This is a genomic window from Ructibacterium gallinarum, assembly GCF_014982785.1.
GTDB lineage: Bacteria > Bacillota > Clostridia > Monoglobales > Monoglobaceae > Ructibacterium > Ructibacterium gallinarum.
In genome coordinates this window covers 1-3,771 of sequence record NZ_JADCKB010000049.1, presented here as the reverse complement: position 1 = coordinate 3,771, position 3,771 = coordinate 1, and the positions used below count along the sequence as shown (strand labels likewise).

The window sequence follows — 3,771 nt, the reverse complement described above, 5'->3', positions numbered from 1 at the left end:
CGTCATAACGAGGCGGTATTGTTCCTTTTTTGATAGACATGAAAATTCCTCCTGTTATTTTGGTTTTGTTTGTGTCCATTCCATTATATCACTCTTTTTTCTGTCCATCAATTCTGGGAAGAAGGCAAAAATTCATAAGGAGTATTTTCGGTCACAGCAAACTGCTGATACATGCTTTTGCTTCCTGTACCATCAACCTTTAAGGAATGTTCGCCGTCATATTTATCCTCTGCCGTAATAGCAAACTCTGTGGTAGCCTGCTCATCAACAATCCAGGGAATCATGGACGGATCTTCAAAATCACCGTTCTGGAAATGATCCTCTCCAACTTTGCGAAGATCAAAATCATCGAAATAGTATTCAAAACCTGGAAGCTTATTGGCATATCCGCGAAGACCGAGCTGATTGATTGAGGTGTTGCCTTCCTTAGGAGTGAAGGTGCGCACCACTTGATGCCATTCACCATCACGAATCACCGTTCCACCTGTTACAGGTGTACTAAGATAATGAACATCACTTCCATTCAAATAGGAGCGAATATATAACAGGAATGAATCATATCCATTGGGGTTTGGTGCCGGCATCTCTCCTCCGCCGGTATAATTCACCTTGTACCAGAACGAAAACTGATATTCGGTGCCAGCCTCCAACTCCGGTGCCGGATAGATCGTGCAGAATCTTGATTCCCATATATTACTATTAATTTCGAATGCATAGGTGCCGGAATGTGCGTCTTTTTGAATAACAATTGCCCCCTTGTCACCTTCTGTCTTCCATCCATTCAGCGTTCCATCTTCAAAACCGCTGTTTATTATCATGTTTTCTGCACTAACCTTCTGTATACCCAAAAGGCTTATTGCCAATATTGTGATGAGTGCAAAAAAACCTGTACATTTCTTCAACATACCTCTTCCTCCTTGTATCACTTGATCTCTTCTATGTCTGTAATATCCATATATGCAGTCCACATATGCCCGCCTCTATCCATGGAAAAAATCACCTTTTTCCCATCATTACTAAAGGTCGGATGCGCATGTGCATTGCCGCTATGCTTTGTATCATAATAAAACTGTGCCAAAACCATAGATTTTTGAGTTTCCAAATCAATCAAAACTATTTTGTAGTTTCCATTGGGATCACTCGTATCACCACAATCCGTGTCTGCAACCAGGAATCTGCCTTTTGGATTTGCCGAAACATGAAGATATTGATTTGAATGATCTCGGAGTAGCTGGTTTAATCTTGGTTCAGGCGGCTGCGAATTTATCCACCGGAAATATGGATCCGCTTTATATCGTAGAGGATGTGGGCAACTGTGTGGATGCCGATGGCTTTATTCGGAAGGAATTGCATCTTAATTTCAATGGTTCCAGCATTTCCTTCAAGGTAGCTGACGAGTGCATTGATACTCCTGCAAAACTGAACCAGTTTAATAATTTGGGCCGAGGAGATGTAATTCAGATTGCAACCAACAGCCAGAAAGAAATTGCAGCATTTACGCATAGATTCGATGTCAGCAAGTGGGAAACGTATTCACCAAACCCGATGGAAGAATACTATGGAGTAAATGGTGGTATTGTTATTTTTGGAACCGGAACAGTTCACAGAGCGAAAGATGATTTTGTGAATCTTTCACTGGATCGCACACCGACTGGTGAAAATTCTAACCGTGTAACCGGATATTTTATTTCTTATACTCGTTACTATTTGGTGAAGAAAAATCTAGATGATACCATTTCAATCAAGATGGTTAAGAAAACCAATATTGCACCTGGAATGAAGATGATGTTCTTCAGATATTATCAATCATTTAGAGAAGTAGTATTGTACGAGGGGTTTTAGAGTAAGTATGCAAAAGGAGTTGTAGCTTTAATGGGGCAAAACAATCTTAAAAAACGAATTAAGCAGTTTATGCCGTTATATATCATATTTATACCGGTATTTATTTTGTAGTATTTCATTATGCACCAATGGTTGGTTCTATCATTGCGTTTAAGGATTATAACTTTAACGATGGTATTTGGGGTAGCCAATGGGTAGGATTTAAGCATTTCCAGCGTTTTTTAGGCGATCCTAAATTCTATATCGTAGTAAAGAATACACTTGTACTCAGTATTATGAGAATGTGTGTAAGTTTTCCTGCACCAATTATCTTGGCGTTGCTGATTAACGAAGTTCGTTTCAAAAAATATCGGAACTTTATCCAAACAGTTTCGTATCTGCCGCACTTTGTTTCATGGGTAGTGGTATACGGAATTATGTATAACTTCTTCTCACTGAGCGGACTTATCAATCAATTTACGGCTTTGTTTGGAATGGAACCGGTTAATTACTTGGGCTCTGTAGATTATTTCCGACCGTTATTCATCGGAAGTGCTGTTTGGAAAGAAGTCGGCTGGGGTTCCATCGTTTATTTGGCAGGCTTGTCCAATGTAAATACAGATTTGTATGAGGCTGCTGTTATAGACGGTGCGTCAAGATGGAAGAGAATGTGGCACATAAGCTTGCCTTCCATTCGCCCGATTATCAGCATTAGCTTTATTACAAGTATGGGTGGAATTTTAGGCGTTGGTATGGAACAAGTTATGGTTATGATGAATCCGGTGGTAATGCCTGTGGCTGAAGTTTTGGATTACTATATTTATCGAATCGGTTTGCTGCAATTTGATACAGATAGCTTTAGTTATTCTACAGCAATCGGTATGTTCCGGGCATTGATTTCTATTTTACTTATTCTGTTTACCAACTGGATAGCAAAACATATAGATGAGGATGGTACGATATGGTAAATAATAAAATAACTGCTTTTGATTGGATTCTTGCAATTTTTCTTGGTATATTTGGTATTACAACCTTATATCCATTTTTGAATATGTTTTTTATTTCAATATCTCCTATGGATGAGGTTGTAAAAAGCAGCGGATTGATGCTTTTCCCCAAGGAGATACAGTTTGATGCCTATGAATATGTATTTAAATTTGGTGGATTGATGGCCCCGTTGCGCAATACGCTGTTCATCACTATAACCGGTACGGCACTCAACATTGTTATGACATGTATGGGTGCGTATGTGATAGCGGAAAAAGAAATGCCGGGCAGAAATTTCTTTATGACCATGATTCTCATTACCATGTTTTACGGAGGTGGTTTAATTCCCGGTTACTTGGTAAACAGAGCACTTGGATTGGTGGATAGCATCTGGGTTATGATTATTCCCGGAGCTGTTGGAGCTTGGAATTTGATTCTGCTTAGATATTTCTTCACCAGCGTTCCGAGGAGTTTGAAGGAGGCCGCCAGAATTGATGGCGCATCTGAGTTAACAATATTGGTTCGTATTATGTTTCCGGTATCCTTGCCGATTTTGGCTACCTTAACACTGTTCTATGCTGTAGGACATTGGAATGTATATATGACAGCGATCATCTACATTTCTGACCAAAACCTCAATCCTTTGCAGGTTGCTATCAGAAAGATGTATGAAATGTCTATCATGCAAGTTGATGATAATACACTCCCTCCGCCAGTTGAAACAGTACGTTCTGCAACGGTTATTTTGGCAACATTGCCAATTCTGATGGTTTATCCGTTCGTTCAGAAATATTTCGTTAAAGGTATTATTGTAGGATCATTGAAAGGCTAATACGGGTTTTGTAAAGTTAAAATGAAAAAATAGCATAATGATTTCACAAAATTCCGCCGATTTTTGCCAAATAGCTTTTAAATGCTCGACTGAAATTTGTCAAGGGTAAAATAAACGTGCTAAAGCACGCC

Annotated in this window: 5 protein-coding genes; 3 read left to right on the top strand and 2 right to left on the bottom strand. The window is 39.2% G+C overall.

What is annotated here, in order from left to right; genetic code table 11:
• Nucleotides 1-107: 107 nt before the first annotated feature.
• Both INF28_RS12530 and INF28_RS12525 read right to left on the bottom strand, forming a co-directional pair.
• A complete protein-coding gene (locus INF28_RS12530; protein ID WP_226393794.1) occupies nt 108-905 on the bottom strand; it encodes a carbohydrate binding domain-containing protein in 798 nt (265 codons plus the stop codon).
• 17 nt (nt 906-922) lie between these two features.
• The gene (locus INF28_RS12525; protein ID WP_226393793.1) at nt 923-1,111 is read right to left on the bottom strand and encodes a hypothetical protein; all 189 of its coding nucleotides are present in this window, start codon (nt 1,109-1,111) and stop codon (nt 923-925) included.
• A 71-nt stretch (nt 1,112-1,182) separates the two neighbouring features.
• On the opposite strand from INF28_RS12525, the gene INF28_RS12520 reads away from it, so the two are divergent.
• The 3 genes from INF28_RS12520 (at nt 1,183) to INF28_RS12510 (ending at nt 3,640) form a co-directional block, all read left to right on the top strand.
• Nucleotides 1,183-1,842 carry a hypothetical protein gene (locus tag INF28_RS12520; protein WP_226393792.1) on the top strand — a complete coding sequence of 220 codons (660 nt, stop codon included), beginning with the start codon at nt 1,183-1,185 and terminating at the stop codon, nt 1,840-1,842.
• 128 nt (nt 1,843-1,970) lie between these two features.
• Entirely contained in the window at nt 1,971-2,789 is an 819-nt protein-coding gene (locus INF28_RS12515; RefSeq protein ID WP_226393791.1) for an ABC transporter permease, read from the top strand.
• A complete protein-coding gene (locus INF28_RS12510) occupies nt 2,783-3,640 on the top strand; it encodes a carbohydrate ABC transporter permease (protein ID WP_226393790.1) in 858 nt (285 codons plus the stop codon). The genes INF28_RS12515 and INF28_RS12510 overlap by 7 nt, the downstream gene beginning before the upstream one ends.
• Nucleotides 3,641-3,771 lie beyond the last annotated feature (131 nt).

Excerpts from the sequence above, each read along its gene's own strand:
- INF28_RS12530 (WP_226393794.1), bottom strand. The coding sequence starts at position 905 with ATGTTGAAGAAATGTACAGGTTTTTTTGCACTCATCACAATATTGGCA.
- INF28_RS12515 (WP_226393791.1), top strand. The coding sequence starts at position 1,971 with ATGGTTGGTTCTATCATTGCGTTTAAGGATTATAACTTTAACGATGGT.
- INF28_RS12510 (WP_226393790.1), top strand. The coding sequence starts at position 2,783 with ATGGTAAATAATAAAATAACTGCTTTTGATTGGATTCTTGCAATTTTT.